Below are 17,182 nucleotides of genomic sequence, written 5' to 3' on the forward strand. Positions count from 1 at the left end.
GCCCGACCGACGCGGCTCAGCGGCCGAGGACCTCGCGCATCCGGTCGATCTCGACGGTCTGCTCGGTGGCGACCGAGGTGGCGAACTCGTTGAGCGTGAGGTCGGAACCGACAGTGAGCAGGTTGGTGGCCATCTCGATGGCACCCTCGTGATGCTCGGTCATCATCTTGACGAAGAGCCTGTCGAACTCGGCGCCACGACTGGCGGCGAGCTGCCGCATCGCCTCTGGCGACTGCATGCCGCGCATGGCGCCGTGGTCGTGCCCCTCGGCCTCCGCCGGAAGGCCGCGGGTCTGCAACCAGCCCCGCATCATGCCCATCTCCGGTCCCTGGCTGGCCCGGATGCGCTCGGCGAGGGCGCGGATGTCGGGGTCGGCAGCGCGGTCTCCGGCGAGTTCCGCCATCGCGAGCGCCTGCGCGTGGTGCGGGATCATCATCCGGACGAACAAGACGTCCAACGAGTTGTGCGGCGCGGGGCCGGCGTCGCGGACCTCGTGGGCCGCGCGGGTGGCCGCGGCCTCGCCTGGGCGGCCGGGCGCGATGACTGTCAGGTCGGTGGGGACCGGGCTGGCTGTCGGCGAGGCGGACGCGGGCGCGGACGCCGACTGGGCGGCGCCTGTCGCGGCGTCGCCCCCGGGGCGGCTCACGACGAAAGCCACAAGCGCGAGCATGAGCGCCAGTGTGACGATCGCCAGGGTTCGTGCGCGCCGATCGGTCATGGGCCACTCCCTGGAGTCGAGGTCATCGCGATGCTATCCATTGACACAGGCCCTTAGGTGTGACCCGCATCACATCGACGATCATCCCCGGGCGGTAAGGTGTCGACCATCGTCTCCCCCTTGCGAAGGGCCTCGCCGATGATCAGACTCCACATGCCACGGCCACGACACCTGCGCATCGTGGCGCTCGCCACGACCGGGCTTCTCGTCGCCAGCGCGCTCGTCGCCCCGGCCAGCAACGCCCAGGTGGCGCCACCGTCGGCGCCCACTGCCAACACGATCCCCGGCGTCGACGAAATCGTCAGCAGCCCCAACCTGCGTCAGATCGCCAACGTGCCGAAGGTCGCCCCACTGGACGCGACAAACAGCGACATCGCCTTCCAGGGCAAGTACGCGTACGCCGGCAACTACAACGGCTTCGTCATCTACGACATCTCGCGGCCCAGCGCCCCGACGGTCACGGCCCGGGTGCTCTGCCCGGGGTCGCAGAACGACATCTCCGTCCACGGCGACCTGCTGTTCCTCTCCACCGACTCCTCGCGCAGCGACGACTCCTGCAACAGCACCACGCAGGGGGCGGACGTGAAGGGGTCCTGGGAGGGCATCAAGGTCTTCGACATCAAGGACAAGGCCAACCCGCGGTACATCAAGTCCGTCGAGACGGCCTGCGGCTCGCACACCCACACCCTGGTGCCGGGCAAGGACCGCAAGGCCATCTACCTGTACGTCTCGTCGTACAGCCCGCGGGCCGAATTCCCGGACTGCCAGCCACCGCACGACTCCATCTCGATCATCAAGGTGCCGGTGAAGAAGCCCACCGACGCCGCCGTGGTCGCGACGCCGAACCTCTTCCCGGACGGCGGCTTCCCCGGCAGCGAGACCGGCTCGGCGACGACCGGTTGCCACGACATCACCGCCTACCCGTCGAAGGACCTGGCCGCCGGCGCCTGCATGGGTGACGGCATCCTGCTCGACATCAAGAACCGGGAGGCGCCCCGGGTCATCAACCGGGTCCGGGACACCGTCAACTTCGCGTTCTGGCACTCGGCCACCTTCAACAACTCGGGCACCAAGGTGGTCTTCACCGACGAGCTGGGTGGCGGCGGGGCGGCGACCTGCAACGCGGCCATCGGACCGAACCGGGGCGCGGACGCCATCTACGACATCGCCGGCCGCGGCAATGACCGGACGCTGACCTTCCGCAGCTACTACAAGATCCCCCGGGCCAACGCGGACACCGAGAACTGCGTGGCGCACAACGGCTCGCTGGTCCCGGTGCTCGGTCGGGACATCATGGTCCAGGCGTGGTACCAGGGCGGCATCTCGGTCTGGGACTTCACCGACTCGGCCAACCCGAAGGAGATCGCCTTCTGGGAGCGCGGCCCGCTCTCGGCCGACACGTTCGTCGGCGGTGGCACCTGGTCCGCGTACTACTACAACGGCCACATCTACTCCAACGACATGGTGAAGGGCCTGGACGTCCTGGAGCTGAACGACTGGCGGACCTGGACGGCCAAGCTGACCCGCTACAACGAGCTCAACGTGCAGACCCAGCCCAGCTACCTGGGCTGGTAGGCACCGCGCACCACACCGGGCCCGGTCCCCCACCTGCGGGGGCCGGGCTCGGCCACGCGGGTGTGACCCGTCACCCGGGCGGGGGTTGCCGGCCGACGGGGCGCCGGCTGTGCCACCGTGACCAGACGTGAAACTCGCAGCCCCGCCCGAGCCGTCCGTGCGCTGGCATCCCCACCCGCTCGACCTCGTGGCGGTCGTCCTGGCGGTGGCCGGCGCGGGCTGCGCGCTGAGCGGGCTGCTGCCCCGGGCGGAGACCACCGCCACCCTGCACCGGATCCTGCCGCTGCTGCTCTTCCTCGGCACCGTGATCGTGCTCGCCGAACTGACAGCGGTGGCCGGCGTCTTCGACGTGCTGGCCAGCCGACTGTCCATCGCCTCCCGGGGCAGGTGGGCGGCGCTGTTCCTGCTCTGCGGCGGCCTCGCCACGCTCACCACCCTCGTGCTCAACCTCGACACCACAGCCGTGCTGCTCACCCCGGTGCTGCTCGCGTTGGCCCGCAACCTGCGCGTCCCGGCCGGCCCGCTAGCCGTCACCACGGTCTGGCTGGCGAACACGGCCAGCCTGCTGCTGCCGGTGTCGAACCTGACAAACCTGCTGGCCGCCGACCGGGTCGGGTTGACCCCGTTGGCCTACGCCGAGCGGATGGCGCTGCCGCAACTCGCCGCGGTGGCGGTCACCATGGCGCTGCTCTGGTACGCGTGGTGGCGCCGGGATCGCCCGGCCGGCGGGCGTTTCGTACCGCCGGCCCCGCACGTGCCGGCGGACCCGGTGCTGCACCGCGTCGCGCTCGCCGGCTGCCTGCTCTTCGTCGCCGGCATCCTCGCCGGGGTCGAGATCGGTCTGGCCTCCGCCGTCGCGCTCGCGCTGGTGCTTGTCGGGTTCGTCGTCCGCTCCCCCGGCACGCTGCGCCTCCAGCTCGTGCCGGTGCGGCTGCTGCTCTTCGTCGTCGGCCTGTTCCTGGTGGTGCAGACCCTCGGTCAGCACGGGCTGGACGACCTGGTCGCCCGCCTGCTCGGCGCCGACGACGGGGCGCTCGGCGCGCTGCGGGCCGGCAGCACCGGCGCGTTGCTGGCGAACGGCGTGAACAACCTGCCGGCCTATCTGGCCGGCGAGGCGGTGCTGCCGACCACCGACCACACCCGCCTGCTGGCCCTGCTGATCGGCACCAACGTCGGCCCGCTGGCCGCCCCCTGGGCGTCGCTTGCCACCCTGCTGTGGTTCGAGCGGTGCCGGGCGGCCGGGGTGGCGGTGCCGTTGACCCGGTTCGTGCTGACCAGCACCCTGCTCGCGGTGACCGGCACGCTCGCCGCGGTCGGCGCGTTGCTGCTGGTGAGCTGAGGCCACTATTGAATGGTTCTCGCCCTGTTGCGGTGTATGACCCGCCGAGACGTGTTATCGGCCTGAAGGGCGGGATGACCGTTATGCTGGCTCAACACCGATACGAGTAGGAGAACCGATGACAGCGCACCGCGAGCTGGACCCGGCCCAGACAGCCCCCTCGGACTACCGCCCGCCGACGATCAAGCGACTGGGCACGCTCGCCGAGTTGACCAAGGGGGGCACCGTCGGTCCGGACGACGGCCTGGGTGGCGGCGGCGACGGTTCGCTCTGAACCGCCACCGCCCGCCACCGTGGGAGGGCCGCCGGTGCTCACGATCCGCCGGGCACAGCGTCGGTTCGGTCGTCGGGTGATCTTCACCGACCTGGACCTCGACGTCCCGGTCGGTGCCCGAGTGTTCCTGGGCGGCAACAACGGATCCGGCAAGACCACGCTGCTGCGGTGCCTGTCCGGCACGCTGACCCTCAGCGCCGGACAGGCCACCGTCGGCGGCCACCCGGTCGGCTCACTGCCCGCCCGACGCCTGACGGGTGTCTGCCTCACCCCGGAACAGGGCCTCTACGAGCAACTGTCGGCGCGGGAGAACGTGACACTCGTCGCCCGGCTCCGGCTGCCACGGCGAGCCGTCCGCGCGGCAGTCGCCCGGGTGGAAGCCGAACTGGACCTGGCCGGCTACGCCACCGTGCCCGTGCAACGGTGTTCGGCGGGAATGCGGGCCCGGGTCAGCATCGCGCGGGCCCTCGTCGCCGAACCCACGCTGCTGCTGCTCGACGAGCCGGGCCGCTCCCTCGACGAGACGTCGAGGCTGCTGCTGTGGCAGGCGCTCGACCGGCGGCCCGAGCTGAGCTGCGTGATCGCGTCGCACCTCGCCGACGACCGCGATCGGTGCCAGTCCGCCCTGACCCTCACGGCCACCCGATGACGACGCCGACCACGCCGACCGCCTCGGCCGCGACCACCAGCCGACCGGTCGGTCGTCCGGCCGCCAGCCCGGTCGCGATGATCCTCGCCCTGGTCCGCCGTGATCTCGGCGACCCCCGGCAGTTCCGGCTGCCGCTGCTGCTGGACCTCACCTTCGGGGTGGTGAACCTGGTCGTCTTCCTGTTCATCTCCCGGGTACTCACCCCGTCCTCGGGCACCGACCTCGCCCACTCGCCCAGCTACTTCGACTTCGTGGCGGTCGGCATCACCTTCCTGCTCGTCCTGCAGGCCGCCACCACGCAACTGACCGGCCGGGTGATCCGGGAACAACGCAGCGGGACGCTCGAGCTGCTGGCCGCCCAACCCGTGCCGGTCACCGCGCTGACCATCGGCACCGCCGGCTACCCGTTCCTGTTCGCCCTGCTGCGCTCCTGCGTCTACCTGACCATCCTCGGCACCGTGCTCGGCCTGCACACCGGCCGGGCCGACTGGTGGGGAGTGGCGGTGCTGCTGATCGCCGGCACCGCGTCGGTGCTCGGCATCGGCATCACACTCGCGGCGTTCACCGTCGCCGTCGGGCACGGCGACGCCGCCGCCCGGCTGGCCGTCGTCGGGCTCACCTTCGTGTCCGGCACGTACTTCCCGGTCTCCGAACTCCCCGGCCCCCTGCCGGAGCTGACCGCGGTGCTGCCCAGCCGGATCGCCCTGGACGGCCTGCGCGCGGCGCTGGCCGGCGGCGACTGGGCCTGGTCGGCCGGCGCGCTGCTCGGTGCCACCGCGCTCCTGCTACCGCTGTCGAGCTGGGCCTTCGCGGGAGCGCTGCGGGTCGCCGCCGGCCGCGGCGCCCTGAAACGCGATTGAGGTACGACATGCTCCGTCCGACACCGTTCGACCTCGCCACCGGAACGCTGCTCGGTGTCGCCGCGCCACGGCCGCGTCGGCCCGTGCCGACCGGCGTACCGGACCCGTTGGACGCGCTCGACGCCGCCGTGCTGGCCGGCCTGTCCCGCCCGCCGTGCGTGGTCAGTTTCTCGGGCGGGCTGGACTCGTCGCTGATCCTGGCGGTGGCCGTCCGGGCGGCCCGCCGCGAAGGGCTCCCGGACCCGGTCCCGGTGACCTGGCGGTTCACCGCGGCCCCCCGGGCCGACGAGTCGGACTGGCAGCAACGGGTGATCACGGCACTGGGAATCGGCGGGTCGTGGCAGATCCTGCGGGCCGATGACGATCTTGACCTGATCGGGCCGGTGGCCCGCCGGCTGCTGCACCGCCACGGGGTGGTCCATCCGGTCAACCTTCACCTGCACCTGCCCATCGCCGAGTTGGCCACCGGCGGCGCGCTGCTCACCGGTGCGGGCGGCGACCAGATCCTGGCCGGGTGGCGTCGCCCGCCGGCGACCTCGCTGCGCGGCCGGCTGTGGTGGCTGCGGCACACCGCGCGTACCCGGCAGGGGCCGGCGGAGGTGTTCCCCTGGCTGCGTGCGACGGTCGCCCGGGAGGCGCACCGCGCGCAACGCGCGGAGCAGCGTGCCGAGCCGCGCCGCCTGCGACAGCGGATCGCCTGGCACACCCGGCGGCGGGACCTGCGGATGACCTGCTCGGCGCTGGCCGCGTTGGCCGCCGAGCACCGGGCGATCGCGGTCCAGCCGCTGCTCGACGAGGCATTCCTGGCCGCGCTGGCGCTGCGGTACGGCGACCACCGCGGGATCGGCCGGGACCGGCTGCTCGCGGAGATCGTCCAGGGCGCCCTCCCGGCCGAGGTCACCGCCCCGCGCCGCAAGGCCCGCTTCCTCGAGGTGTTCTTCCGGACGCCGACCCGGGAGTTCGTCCGCTCCTGGGACGGCTCCGGCGCCGACGAGGAGTTGGTGGACGCCGAGGCTCTGCGGGCGCTCTGGTCGCAGTGGCCGATCCCCGGTGGCACCGCCAGCCTGGTCCAACAGCTCTGGCTGGCCGCCAACCCGCCCGACTCGGCCGGCCGGCCGGAGCGTTCCGACATCGACGTGGAGGTCAGGTCGTGACAGAGCAGGAGATCGTGCACCGGATCGACCCGGACCGGGTGGCCTGGCGGGTCGCCGGTGACGAGGTGGTCGTGCTGGACACCCGCAACTCGGTCTACTTCGGGTTGGACGCCACCGGCGCGCTGCTGTGGCGACGACTGGCGACCGGGGCCACCAGCACCGAGCTGGTCACGGCACTGGTGGAGACCGCCCCGGTGGACCGGGAGCGGGCCCGAGCCGACGTGGCGGCGTTCCTGGCGGACCTGCGCGGGCACGGGCTGCTGGTCGAGCGGCCCTGACCGACTCCGCCGGCCCGACGGACATCAGGTGATGCCGGACAGCTCGGCCCGCCAGCGCGGCCGGGTGGTGGTCAGGCGCGATCGCCGCGCCGGGCCGCGCGCACCTCACGCAGCGCGGCCGGGAGTCGTCCCGCGTTGCGGGCCAACCGGCTCAGGTATGCCAGCAGCAACCCGCCCGGGCCACGTCGGGCCAGCGGGCTGGCGTGCCGCATCGACGCCGGTGTCGGGAACAGTCGCGGGCCGAGGTGCCGCAGCCGGTCGGCCACACGTGGCAGTTCGGCGAGCTGCGCGATGGTCAGGGCGGCGGGCGAGGCGCGGTGGGCCCGCAGCCACAGCGCCGGCGTGCCCTGCCGGGGCAGGGCCAGCGTGCCGGCCAGGGCCGCGCCCGCCGTGGTCAGGCGCAGGCCGAGGGCGAACGACGGCAGTGCGCCGGTCCGGGCGGCGAGGTCGGCCGCCGACCGCCAGGTGTCGACGGGGAAGACCTCCAGCGCCCGCCGCAGGTCGGCTCGCGGCCGGTCGGAGCGACCCGGTGCGGCGGCGTGCAGGGCCACCAGCAGGGCGGTACCCGCGTCGTCCGGCACCGGCACCAGGCCGCCGGCAAGCCTGATCGGTTCGGCCGAGTGCCACAGCCCGGTCCACAGCGCCTCCGCATCGGCGACCCCGTGGAAACCGCGGTGCAGGTCGACGGTGAGCGCCAGCGGGCCGGGCAGCCGCCACGGGCGCTCGTACCAGTGCGACCGGTGGTCGGGCCGGCCCTCCGGGAGCGCGCTGGAACAGCCGAGGTCGGCAAGCGTCCGCTGCGCGAGGTCGAACGAGGCCGGCGCGACCAGCAGGTCGACGTCGGTGTAGACGCGGTGTCGCTGCTGGCCCAGCCGGCGGGCCAGCCCGGCCCCCTTGAGCAGGACGGCCTCCACGCCGTGGTCGGCAAGTGCGGCGGTGACGCGGGCCGCGGCCGTGTCGAGGCTCAGGCAGCGGACCGCCTCCGGCAGGGCGCTCACCGGGTCGCTCCCACGGCCGAGGTGGCTACGACGGTGTCGGCGAGCAGCCGGTGGGTGTCGTCGAGGGCGGCCCAGACGCGCGGTCGGGTCAGCTCCCACGCCGGCAGGGCGGCGAGCGACAGCAGCACGGCCGGATCGGAGGGCAACTGCCCGAACGACCGCTGGCTGGCGAGCCGGGCCAGCACTGTGACGCCGGGCAGCCGGGTCAGGGTCACCGCGGCACCCCAGCGCAGGAACAACCAACCGCCCAGGGGGACGCGGGGCGCGATCGGGGGCAGCCCCACCCGCAGGTGGTCGCCGGCCCGGACCGGTCGGGTGGGCAGGCCCGCGCCCGGCACCGGCTGCCGAAGGTCGACGCAGCGCGGGCCGGCGAAGGCGTCGGCGCCCTCGACGACCAGGATGTCGTCGGTCAGGATCGGCACCCCCCGCGCTGCCAGGGCGGTGAGCAGGCTGCTCTTGCCAGCGGTACGCGGGCCGAGCACCGCCCAGGCCCGGCCGGCGCTCACGAACGCGCCACTGTGGAACGTCTCCCGCCCCGCCCACCTGTTGACTGTCGTCGCCACCGGCGCGAGGTACGGGTGGGCCAGCACGTCCGGGGCGAGCGGCGGACCGTAGAAGGTGGCGGTGCCCCGCAGCCGGTCCACGGCGAGGGTGCGCCCGTCGGCGAGGATGCGGGTGCCCCGCCGGTCGTCCAGGGGCACCGGCGGTGGTGGCGGTACGTGCAGTTGGTCGACCCGGACGGCGGGCCAGTCGAGGGCCACGCCCTCGGCCGGGCGCAGCTCGGACACCCCGTCCAGGCCGTGGACCAGAAGCCCGTAGACGGCTCGGCCGGGTGTCGGCATGATCTCCCCGCTCATCGTCTGCTCAACGATCATGGGCAACGGCACGGTGCGGGTGGCGCTCATGGTGACACGCCACCCGCACCCCTATTCGCTGAGCGTCAGCGGATGGTGCCGCTGTCGACCCTCAACTTCTGCGACTCCCTGAGCCACTTGGCCTCCGCCGCGCGCTGCTTGGCCGCCTTGGCGCCCTTCGCCGACGCCGCCACCGTGGGGACCATTCCCCCGCCGATCGCGTCCACGTCGTACGCCACCCACCACGATCCGGGTGTGTCCACCGCGAAGGTCAACGCGACGTGCACCGACGCGCCCGGTGCCAGACCACCCAGGTCGAACGGGATCGTCAGGGTGGTGCCCAACCCACCACCCGGTGGGTTGGTCGCTGGCGAGTCCATGACCAGATTCCGGACCAGCAGCGTCCGGCCGTCACTGATGGTGATGGACGTCGTCGGGTTGGACGGGTTGACCAACCTCAGGTTGGAGTGCACCACGGGTGACGGTCCGCCGGGGTACGGCGCCCCGTTCTCCGCGCTCAGTGACGTGATCCGGACCCGGGCCTGGGTGATCGCGGCGCTGGACCGGTTGGTCAGGGTCCGCCGGATCACCAGGCTGTTCGCCGTGCGAATCCGGTTGGGGGCAGCCGACACGGCCACGTTCGGGTCGAACAACGTCGACTGGATCGAGGCGTTCTGCTGGTAGGTGCCGAGAGTGTTCTGCGGCGACGGGCTGCCGAGGGTGGACGGGACCCCGTTGATCGGGCCGAGCACGGTGGCGACCAGCCGGAAGTCGGCCTGGTTGTTGGCCGTGTCCTGGAGGTTGCTGGCGACCCGGAGCCGGTTCCAGGCGTGCGGGACGAACGGTGGCGCGTTGAAGGCGGGCAGTGGCGGGCCTTCGGAGAAGCCGGGTGTCGAGCCGGCCCGGTCGGTGACCGTGTTCGCCGCGTCCGGAGCAACAAGCCGTAGCCCGCCCTGGCCGAGGCTGGGGACGATGAGGTCGGGCTGGATGTTGAACAGGGAGTAGTTGGTCGCCGCGATCAGGAAGCCGCGTCGGGGACCCAGCGGCCGGGCGCTGCCCGGGATGGTGATGGACAGCCCACCCGGCGCCTCGACCTTGAAGCCGGCGATCGGCAGGTTGATCGCTGTGCTGTTGACGACCGAGACGAACTGGTCAGTGAGCCCGCTGATGCCGGACTGTGCGAACTGGTCGATGACCACCTGGCGGGGCAGCGCCGAGACCTCGATCGCAACCTCGTTGGACACCGCCTCACCCAACGGCCCGGTCCCGTCGTACTGGGCCCGGAACTGGTTGTGCCCGAACGCCGGTACGTAGATCTCGAAGTTGGCCACGTTGAGGGCCAGCGGGAAGGTGCCGAGCGGGGTCTCCACCCCGTTGGGCAACTCGTCGATGAGGGTGACGCTACCCTCGGCGACGCCGGGGCCGACGATGACCTGGAACTGCACCGCCGTGCCGAAGGTGGTGGCGTTCGTGGACGCGGTAAGTGTGGCCACGCTCTCGGCCTGGATGAGGATGCGGATGGCGCGGGTGGCGCTGCGGCCGTTGGCGTCGGTCACCTTCACCGTCGCCGGGTAGGCGCCGACCGCGGTCGGTCGGCCGGACAGCAGGCCGGAAGCCGCGTCGAGGGTCAAGCCGGGCGGCAGCGAGCCGGCGGACAGCCCCCAGGTGAACGGCGCCGTGCCACCCACCACGTTGAGCTGTTCGGCGTACGGCGCGTCGACCTCACCGAGGGGCGGGGCCGGGAAGGTCAGTGTCGGTGCCAGGTTGACCACCAGCACGATCAGTCGGGTGCCGGTCTGACCGTTCGCGTCGACGACCCTGATCACCACCGGGTATTCCCCGGGGGTGGTCGGCACGCCCGAGATGCCGTTGGTCTGCGGGTTGAGCAGCATCCCCGGTGGCAGTGTGCCCGAGGCGACCGACCAGGTGAACGGGGGCACACCGTGGGTGATGTTCAGGGTGGCCACGTAGGCGATGCCCACGGTCGCCTCGGTCGGGTGGTCGAACAGCAGCGTCGGCGAGACGTTCGCGATCACCTGGTCGGACAGCGGCGAGTCGGGGCCGGTGCCCTCGGCGGTGCGGGAGGCCACCGTGAACCGGTAGGGGGTGGTGGGAACCAGCCCGGTCACGGTGTTGGTGGTGGACGGTCCGAAGGTCTGGGCGGGCTGGCGCACGCCATTCACCCAGGGGGTGACGATGTAGTTGGTGATCGGTGAGCCGCCGGTGGAACCGGGGGTCCAGCTCACCAGCGCCGTGGCGGTGTCGGCGGTGACCGCGACGATTGTCGGCGCACCGGGTAGCGCCATGATCTTGGCACCAGCGGAGGGCTTGCTGGCCGGGCCGACGCCCTCCGCGTTCTTCGCGGCGACCGTGAAGGTGTAGGTGGCCCTGGCGGTCAGACCCTCGATCTTCTGGGTGGTCTTCGACTCGTCGAAGGCGACAGTCTTCGCCTTCTTGCCGTTGCGGTACGCGGTGACCACGTACCCGCTGAGGGCCGACCCGCCGTCAGCCGGCGCCTTCCAGTTCACCGTCGCCGTCCCGGCACGCCAGGACGCGGTGGGCCGAGCCGGGGCGGCCGGTGGTTGCGCCGGGGCGGCCAGCTCGGCGATTCGCTGCGCGGTGACGGCCGGCGCCGCCACCGGCGCGGACGCGGGTGTGGGGGTGCGACTCGGTGCGCGAGCCGAGGCCGCCGTGGGGGCGACGAGCAGACTGACGATCAGCGCCAGGATTGCGGCGCATGCCGTGACGGCCCGTGGACGGGCACGGAGCACTGGGGACATGAAAATTTTCTCCCTCTCCCGGGGATGAGGGCCACCGCGAACGGGGGAAGGAGGCAGGCGACCGGCTGATGGTCCTCGGCGGCCACGCGCCTGCTACCCCCGGCCGCAGGGCGACTGGCGGAAATCCGACCGTCACTCACGGAATGATTTTCGCGTATTGAGTGACTGATCTCTATTCACTCCTACCAGTTTTCCCAGGTCAGGCCACATTAGGGTGAGGAAAGTGTCCAGCCGTGGGCGGAGGCTGTCCGAATTGCGACTGCCGTCGCGTCCTTTCCACGGCGGACGCGACGGCAGGGCCGCGTCAGTCCCGGCGCACCGCGAGCTGAAGCTCGGTGACGCCCTGCTCCGGTTGGTCCGGGCTGTAGTCCAGGTACACCTCGCGGGCGAAGCCGTCGGCGCGGTAGCCGTTGTCGTCGATCCAGCGCGCGAGCACCTGCATGCTCTGGTCGGCGTCGTCCATCGCGCCGTGATGGACGATCGTCGCGGCGGCGCCCAGGGCGGGCAGGTCGCGTACCTCGACATCGGCAACTGTCGCCGCGCCGACGGTCACCCCGGCGTGCACCAGCACCGCGTCGCCGTCGGGGGCCGGCTCGTACCAGGCGATTGCCGGCCCCGTCGGGGTGATCCCGGCGTCGGCCAGCCGGCGGAACAACTCCGGGTAGAGCGGCCCGATCACCGGGCCGATGTCCTGGCTCTGGTAGCTCGGCGCGAGCGCGGTCAGCTCCGCGACGCGCACCGGTGCGATCTCCTTCAGGACGACGTCCTGCGTACTCATCGTGCCCTCCGACTCGATCATCCGGAGCCTCGCCTCGACCGCGGCCAGCCGGGCAGTGTCCGCAGCCAGTTGATCTTCCAACTGGGTACGCCGCAGCCGCAGCATGCCGCGCAGCTCGACCACGTCGACGGCGTCGTCGACGATGACCCGCACCTGCTCGAGGGTGAGGCCCAGTTCCTTCAGGGCGATCACCCGGTTGAGCCGGCGAAGCTGGTCCGCGCGGTAGAACCGGTATCCGGTGTGCCTGTCGACGGCGGCCGGGCGCAGCAGCCCGATGCTGTCGTAGTGGCGCAGCATCCGCACCGACACCCGGCCCAGTCGGGCGAAGTCTCCGATGGTGAACATGGTCCCCTCACGCTCGTCCCTGACACGGTGTCAGAGTCAAGCGTGGGGTCAACCGACCGACGAGCGGCGGGCCGGGCGCGGGCCGACCAACCGGCGGACCATCGGTGCGGCGTTCCACCTGGCGGCGCCGACCAGGTCGCGGGCGTGCTCCAGGACTGTGTAGTCGGGCCGGTCGAGCCCGTCGGCGATGGCCCGGTCGAGGTCATTGCCACACCGGCTCAGCACGGTGTCGAAGTCGCGGCGCACCGGCTCCTGCAGGTCGTAGCCGAAGGAGCGGTGCAGTCGGGCGAAGAGCGGCTTGTACAGCCGGACCCGCTCGTGCAACCCCGACGAGTACGACATCGGGTTCTTCGGGCGGCGCAGGATGTAGTCGGGCAGCACGTCCGCGAACGCCCGCCGGACGATCCACTTCTCCTGCCCGTCGCGCAGCTTCAGGTGCAGCGGCAGCCGCATCGCCAACTCCACCACGCTGAGGTCGAGAAACGGCACCCGCGCCTCCACCCCGTGCCCCATGGCGGCCCGGTCGACCCGCTGCAACTCCGTCCGGCACAGGTTGCGGATCCGGTGCAGGAACAGCCGGCGGGCCGCGCCCGGGCCGACCTGGTGGTACATGGGATACCCACCGAACAGCTCGTCGGAGCCGTCGCCGGTCAGCACCACCTTGATGCCCAGCCCACGCAGGCGGCGGAAGATCGGTACCGAGACGACCGCGTTGATGATGTCGCCGTACTCGGTCAACTCGGAGATCCGGATCGCCTCGCGCACGTCGGCGAGCCGGATGTCGCGCGGGCGCAGCTCGACCACGACGTGCGGCACGTCGAGGTCGGCGGCGAGCCGCCGGGCGTACGCGACGTCGGGGCTGTCCGCGACGCCGACCGTCACCGCTACGCAGTCCGGGTGGATGTCGCGCACCTGCCGCAGCATCAGCGAGCTGTCCAGCCCACCGGAGAGCACCACCCCGACGGTCAGGTCGGTCTCCACCCGCATCCGGATGGCGTCGCTCAGCGCGGCGCGGACGAGCAGGGCGGCCTCGTCCGGGTCGTCGATGACCGGCAGGCCCGCGCCGATGGTGAGCAGGTCGACGTACGGGTTGAGGCGGACGTGCCCGTCCGCCTCCGCCCAGCCGTGGTGCCCGGGTGGCACCTCGGCGATCGGGGCGCCGTGCCCGACGAGCGCCTTGACCTCGGAGGCGAGGTGCAGGCAGCCGGGCCGGCGGGACCAGTACAGCGGTTTGACCCCGAGCGGGTCGCGCGCCAGGTAGGCCCGGCCGGTGCTGCGCTCGACGGCCGCGAACGCGTACTCGCCGCGCAGTCGGGTCACCGCGGCCTCGCCCCACTGCTGGAACGCGGCGAGCAGCACCTCGGTGTCGCTCTCGGTGCGGAACGCCTGACCGAGACGGGTCAGTTGCGTCCGCAGCTCCCGGTAGTTGAAGATCTCGCCGTTGAAGCAGAGCAGCCAGCGTTCGTCGGTCGAGGTCCACGGTTGCACCGCCCGGTCCCGGTCGACGACGCGCAGGCGGCGGGTGCCGGCGAGCAGCCCCCGCTCGGACCGGGTTTCGGTGACCTCGCCGCGCGGGGCCAGGACGGCGAGCATCCGCCGAAAGGTCGCCGGGTCGGCCTCGGGGCCGATGCTCAGGGCGATGCCGCACACGGCTCAGACCCCCATCTCGGCCTCGTAGGCGCGGCGCAGCCGGCGCCGGGCGGCGGGCGCGAGGCACAGGTGCCACGCCTGCCCCTCGTCGATCACGTTGATCTCACCGGCCTCCTGCCGGGCCAGCAGCAGTTCCGCAAGCGCCTGGCGCGCGCCGAACCGTTCGAACCAGCTCAGCTCGACGTCGACGGAGTAGCCGAGGCAGTGCCCGCTGGGCAGCATCGCGGCGTAGCCCAGCCGGCGCAGCCGGTACTGGTGTTCGGCACTGCGGACCAGGCTGGTCACCCACAGCGGCGGGGTGTTCGGCGGCGCGGCGGCGGCGAACTCCCGCGCGAGGTCGTTGAGCAGCGCCACCACTTCCCGGCGGGCGCGCCGGAACAGCAGCCCGGCGGTCTGCGGGGTGGCGTCCGGGCGCAGCCGACGTCGAAGCCCGCGGGCGGCGCGGCCCAGCAGGGTCGCGGGCTGCTCCTGGTAGCGGAAACGCAGCAGGTCGCGGCGGCGCAGCCACTCCAGGTCGACGAGGTCGGCGCTGCCGTTGACCTGGTCGTCGGTGACGAACGTCGGGGCGTCCTGCCACCACAGCACGTCGATGCGGGAGAGCAGGTAGATCCGCACCAGCGCGCTGAGGTCACGCGCCGAGGTGCGCTCGTTGGGCTGGTAGCGGGCCATCTCCAGCAGCAGCGTCTCGCGGGCCCCGATCAGCCCCTGGGGGGTGGCGTCGAGGACGGCGGCGAGCGCCGGCTCGCGCAACCGCTCGTCGACCAGCACCTGGCGGGCCCGGGTGCTCGCCGCGTCGGCCAGGGCGCCCACCTCGACCAGCAGATCGGCGACGGCGGCCCGGTAGGCGGCCAGGTCGGGCTCGGTGGCGGACCGGCGGCGCGGGGTCAGGCCGGAGGGCCGGCGGCGGGGCGGCGCGGTGGGTGAGACGGGCGAACCAGGTTGCTGTCCCGGACTACGGCTGGGCACTCGCATGACGGGGTTCCCTTCTCCGCTCACGGCACGTGTGGATCGCCCTGAAACACACCGTAATCAGCCGGACCGGGATGGACCGAACAATCCTCCGATTAACCCCTAAGGAAGCCGGACCTCGCGTTCACCGCTACGCCGAACGGCGGCACGGTACGTACCAGCGCGTGATCAGACGCTGACGGATTGCCGCCATACTTCGTCAATGGCTTCCACCTCGATGACGGCGAACGAATCGGTTGGCGCGGTGAATCCCTTCGCGACGACCACACTGCGGACCGCTCTGGTGATCGTCGCGCACCCGGACGACGAGGCGCTGCTCTGCGGCGGCACCATCGCGCGAATGACCCAGGCCGGGATGGACGTCCACGTCGCCGCCCTGTCGCGCGGGGGGCAGGGCCGGGACAAGGCGTTCGACGCGTGCTGCGAGATCCTCGGGGCATCCGGCGAGGTGGGCGACCTGGCCTCCAACGACCTGCGTACCGACGGGGACCTGGTCACCACCACGGACGAGTTGATCGATGCTCGCCGCCCGGATGTCGTGATCACCCACGGCCCCGGCGCCGGGCAGAACCAGGACCACAACGCGATCTGCCACGCCGTGCGGATCACCGTCAGCCGCAACCGTCATCCGACGATGCTTCTCCTCGGCCACCCGACCTTCGCCACCACCGACTTCCGCCCGACCTTCTTCGTGGACGTCACGGACGTCTGGTGCGACAAGATGAAGGCGCTCGCCGCGTACCGGCAGATCCTCGACCGGGACTACATGACCGAGGAGTACCTGCGGGTCAAGAGTCGGTGGTGGGCGCAGGTGGCGGGCCGCGACCGAGGGCTGTGCGAGGCCTTCGAGGTCGGCCTGTGGCGTCCCGCACCGGCCTAACCCACCGCCCCCGCCCCGCCGCACCTCCTGCGCCCCGCCGCCAAGATCCGCGCAACTTCGGTGAAGTTGGTGCCTCAGCGCGCCAGGAGCCAGCACTTTCCCCGGAGTTGTGCGGATCTTGAAGCTGTGACACCCGGCCGCCGGCCACCTGGCGGCTGCGCCCGGGCCTGTTCGACCCGGAGCCGGCGAAGAAGTCGGTCATCCACGAGCCGTGGCTACCGAGGGTTGCGCGGCGGCGGCCGGGGCCGCCGAGTCGACCGCGGACCGGCACCTCGCGAGATCCCCTTGCGTGTCCGGTGCCGCGCTCGCCCTGCCCTACGGTGGAGGGGCCACAGCGCCACGTCGGCAGGTCGAGGCATCAGCGCCTGCGGCCCGGGCGGACAGAAGTAGCCGCATGAACTGGACGACGTTCAGAAGCGACCGCAGCCCCGCCGACTCCGCGCTGCCTCCGACCTGCAGTTTCCGGCCAGCGGGCGGGAGCGCCTCCGCCGCGTTCGGGCGCCTCCTGCACCCTAGGCGAACGCCAGGACAAGGCCCGTCAACGTGGCGACGACCGTGAGCCCACCGACCAGATAGACCCACCCGGCGTTGAGCCCGACCCCCCTGCCCTCGATCTTGTCCATCCGGCTGCCCAGATCGGCGAGATGCTTGGCGTGGCTGTCCCGCACCACCTCGAACTCGACCCTGGCGATGAACGTCTTGGTCTGGTCGGAGAGGGTCTGCCGGAACTCGTTGACGCTCTCGAACCGTTTCTCGGTGGCGGTCTCCGCCTTCGTCACCGCCTTGTCGGCCGCCGCGAGGGCCAGCCCGACCTGCGCGGCCTGCGCGTCGATCTTGGTGCTGAGATTCGCCAGCTTGGCGTCGATCAGCCGTTCGAGGGCGTTGAGGCGCTGCTCTATCCGCCATTCCAGCAACTGGCGGGCATCGTCGGCCGGCTCGCGGCTTCTCGGGGCTGATTGTTCGCTGCCCACTGGTCAAAACTCCTCCCCTGCCGGTGCCGCCACGGTTCTGCCCGTCGATCATCACGGCTGACGGAAAGAGGGCTGAGGCAGGCCCACCATAAGCCCGACAGCGAACAAAA

16 protein-coding genes are annotated in these 17,182 nt (G+C 72.0%); 8 read left to right on the top strand and 8 right to left on the bottom strand.

All coding sequences use genetic code 11. From position 1 onward, the window contains the following. Positions 1–16: 16 nt before the first annotated feature. Complete coding sequence (locus AB0F61_RS18620) at positions 17–718, bottom strand: DUF305 domain-containing protein (RefSeq protein ID WP_357811022.1); 702 nt, start codon at positions 716–718, stop codon at positions 17–19. A gap of 138 nt (positions 719–856) precedes the next feature. Here AB0F61_RS18620 and AB0F61_RS18625 point away from each other — a divergent pair, with 138 nt between their 5' ends. The 7 genes from AB0F61_RS18625 to AB0F61_RS18655 all read left to right on the top strand — a co-directional run bounded on the left by AB0F61_RS18625 (position 857) and on the right by AB0F61_RS18655 (position 6,847). After that, positions 857–2,293: a hypothetical protein gene (locus tag AB0F61_RS18625; RefSeq protein WP_357811025.1), complete on the top strand. Its 1,437-nt coding sequence runs from the start codon at positions 857–859 to the stop codon at positions 2,291–2,293. A gap of 127 nt (positions 2,294–2,420) precedes the next feature. Further along, positions 2,421–3,632, top strand: coding sequence for an SLC13 family permease (locus tag AB0F61_RS18630; protein WP_357811028.1), 1,212 nt, complete (start codon positions 2,421–2,423; stop codon positions 3,630–3,632). Positions 3,633–3,750: 118 nt separating this feature from the next. Then, positions 3,751–3,906, top strand: a complete 156-nt coding sequence (locus AB0F61_RS18635) for a lasso RiPP family leader peptide-containing protein (RefSeq protein WP_357811031.1) — start codon at positions 3,751–3,753, stop codon at positions 3,904–3,906. A 34-nt stretch (positions 3,907–3,940) separates the two neighbouring features. Then, positions 3,941–4,555: an ATP-binding cassette domain-containing protein gene (locus tag AB0F61_RS18640; protein ID WP_357811034.1), complete on the top strand. Its 615-nt coding sequence runs from the start codon at positions 3,941–3,943 to the stop codon at positions 4,553–4,555. Then, positions 4,552–5,415, top strand: a complete 864-nt coding sequence (locus AB0F61_RS18645) for an ABC transporter permease (protein ID WP_357811037.1) — start codon at positions 4,552–4,554, stop codon at positions 5,413–5,415. Before AB0F61_RS18640 ends, AB0F61_RS18645 begins: the two co-directional genes overlap by 4 nt. Before the next feature lie 8 nt (positions 5,416–5,423). Then, positions 5,424–6,569: an asparagine synthase-related protein gene (locus AB0F61_RS18650; RefSeq protein WP_357811040.1), complete on the top strand. Its 1,146-nt coding sequence runs from the start codon at positions 5,424–5,426 to the stop codon at positions 6,567–6,569. Beyond that, positions 6,566–6,847, top strand: a complete 282-nt coding sequence (locus AB0F61_RS18655) for a PqqD family protein (protein WP_357811043.1) — start codon at positions 6,566–6,568, stop codon at positions 6,845–6,847. Before AB0F61_RS18650 ends, AB0F61_RS18655 begins: the two co-directional genes overlap by 4 nt. A 71-nt stretch (positions 6,848–6,918) precedes the next feature. Here the strand turns inward: AB0F61_RS18655 and AB0F61_RS18660 are convergent, their stop codons facing one another. The 6 genes from AB0F61_RS18660 to AB0F61_RS18685 all read right to left on the bottom strand — a co-directional run bounded on the left by AB0F61_RS18660 (position 6,919) and on the right by AB0F61_RS18685 (position 15,224). After that, positions 6,919–7,845, bottom strand: coding sequence for a nucleotidyltransferase family protein (locus AB0F61_RS18660; RefSeq protein ID WP_357811046.1), 927 nt, complete (start codon positions 7,843–7,845; stop codon positions 6,919–6,921). Next, a complete protein-coding gene (locus tag AB0F61_RS18665) occupies positions 7,842–8,750 on the bottom strand; it encodes a hypothetical protein (RefSeq protein WP_357811049.1) in 909 nt (302 codons plus the stop codon). Before AB0F61_RS18665 ends, AB0F61_RS18660 begins: the two co-directional genes overlap by 4 nt. A gap of 35 nt (positions 8,751–8,785) precedes the next feature. After that, positions 8,786–11,479, bottom strand: a complete 2,694-nt coding sequence (locus AB0F61_RS18670) for a fibronectin type III domain-containing protein (protein WP_357811052.1) — start codon at positions 11,477–11,479, stop codon at positions 8,786–8,788. Positions 11,480–11,783: 304 nt separating this feature from the next. After that, positions 11,784–12,602: a MerR family transcriptional regulator gene (locus AB0F61_RS18675; protein WP_357811055.1), complete on the bottom strand. Its 819-nt coding sequence runs from the start codon at positions 12,600–12,602 to the stop codon at positions 11,784–11,786. Positions 12,603–12,650: 48 nt separating this feature from the next. Further along, positions 12,651–14,252, bottom strand: coding sequence for an asparagine synthase-related protein (locus AB0F61_RS18680; RefSeq protein ID WP_357811058.1), 1,602 nt, complete (start codon positions 14,250–14,252; stop codon positions 12,651–12,653). Positions 14,253–14,255: 3 nt separating this feature from the next. Further along, the gene (locus AB0F61_RS18685; protein WP_357811061.1) at positions 14,256–15,224 is read right to left on the bottom strand and encodes a DUF5715 family protein; all 969 of its coding nucleotides are present in this window, start codon (positions 15,222–15,224) and stop codon (positions 14,256–14,258) included. A 199-nt stretch (positions 15,225–15,423) separates the two neighbouring features. Between AB0F61_RS18685 and AB0F61_RS18690 the strand changes: the two genes are divergently transcribed. Beyond that, positions 15,424–16,101, top strand: a complete 678-nt coding sequence (locus tag AB0F61_RS18690; RefSeq protein WP_357811064.1) for a PIG-L deacetylase family protein — start codon at positions 15,424–15,426, stop codon at positions 16,099–16,101. A 512-nt stretch (positions 16,102–16,613) separates the two neighbouring features. Here AB0F61_RS18690 and AB0F61_RS18695 read toward each other — a convergent pair. Continuing rightward, positions 16,614–17,072: a hypothetical protein gene (locus tag AB0F61_RS18695; RefSeq protein ID WP_357811067.1), complete on the bottom strand. Its 459-nt coding sequence runs from the start codon at positions 17,070–17,072 to the stop codon at positions 16,614–16,616. Between the last annotated feature and the right edge of the window lie 110 nt (positions 17,073–17,182).

The sequence above is a fragment of the Micromonospora sp. NPDC023888 genome (assembly GCF_040639415.1).
Lineage (GTDB): Bacteria > Actinomycetota > Actinomycetes > Mycobacteriales > Micromonosporaceae > Micromonospora.

What these genes read in the sequence shown, in the direction of transcription:
- AB0F61_RS18625 (WP_357811025.1), top strand. Translation starts at nt 857, where the DNA reads ATGATCAGACTCCACATGCCACGGCCACGACACCTGCGCATCGTGGCG.
- AB0F61_RS18620 (WP_357811022.1), bottom strand. Translation starts at nt 718, where the DNA reads ATGACCGATCGGCGCGCACGAACCCTGGCGATCGTCACACTGGCGCTC.
- AB0F61_RS18665 (WP_357811049.1), bottom strand. Translation starts at nt 8,750, where the DNA reads ATGAGCGCCACCCGCACCGTGCCGTTGCCCATGATCGTTGAGCAGACG.
- AB0F61_RS18675 (WP_357811055.1), bottom strand. Translation starts at nt 12,602, where the DNA reads ATGTTCACCATCGGAGACTTCGCCCGACTGGGCCGGGTGTCGGTGCGG.
- AB0F61_RS18650 (WP_357811040.1), top strand. Translation starts at nt 5,424, where the DNA reads ATGCTCCGTCCGACACCGTTCGACCTCGCCACCGGAACGCTGCTCGGT.
- AB0F61_RS18690 (WP_357811064.1), top strand. Translation starts at nt 15,424, where the DNA reads ATGGCTTCCACCTCGATGACGGCGAACGAATCGGTTGGCGCGGTGAAT.
- AB0F61_RS18685 (WP_357811061.1), bottom strand. Translation starts at nt 15,224, where the DNA reads ATGCGAGTGCCCAGCCGTAGTCCGGGACAGCAACCTGGTTCGCCCGTC.
- AB0F61_RS18670 (WP_357811052.1), bottom strand. Translation starts at nt 11,479, where the DNA reads ATGTCCCCAGTGCTCCGTGCCCGTCCACGGGCCGTCACGGCATGCGCC.
- AB0F61_RS18635 (WP_357811031.1), top strand. Translation starts at nt 3,751, where the DNA reads ATGACAGCGCACCGCGAGCTGGACCCGGCCCAGACAGCCCCCTCGGAC.
- AB0F61_RS18645 (WP_357811037.1), top strand. Translation starts at nt 4,552, where the DNA reads ATGACGACGCCGACCACGCCGACCGCCTCGGCCGCGACCACCAGCCGA.